General features: G+C 57.9%; 1 protein-coding gene. It reads left to right on the top strand.

Annotated features, from left to right (window positions below; all coding sequences use genetic code 11):
• Window positions 1-390 (top strand): acyl-CoA dehydrogenase family protein (locus BST44_RS29290; RefSeq protein ID WP_279628997.1); only part of this gene is annotated, 390 nt, incomplete at both ends.

Raw genomic sequence — 390 nt, 5'->3', positions numbered from 1 at the left:
CAGGACACATCTGAATTGTTTTTCGACGGCGTGCGCGTCCCCAAGACGCATCTGCTAGGCGACACCGAGGGGCAAGGCTTCTTTCAGCTGATGACGCAACTGCCGCAGGAGCGACTTATCGTCGCGGTCGGAGCGGTTGCCGCCATGGAATTGGCCTTGCACCAGACGATCGAATACACGCGCCAACGAGAAGCATTCGGGCGAACGATCTTCGGGTTCCAAAATACCAAGTTCACCCTCGCTGAAGCCGCCACCGAAACAAGGATTGCGCGAGTGTTCCTCGACCACTGCATCTGTCTGCATCTCGACGGTAAGCTCGACGTGCAAACTGTCGCGATGGCCAAATGGTGGACGACGGAACGGGCGATGAAAGTCCTCGACGACTGCCTG

The sequence above is a fragment of the Mycobacterium scrofulaceum genome, assembly GCF_002086735.1.
In the GTDB taxonomy this organism is placed as follows: Bacteria; Actinomycetota; Actinomycetes; order Mycobacteriales; family Mycobacteriaceae; genus Mycobacterium; species Mycobacterium scrofulaceum.
This window is presented reverse-complemented; position numbering and strand designations above follow the sequence as displayed.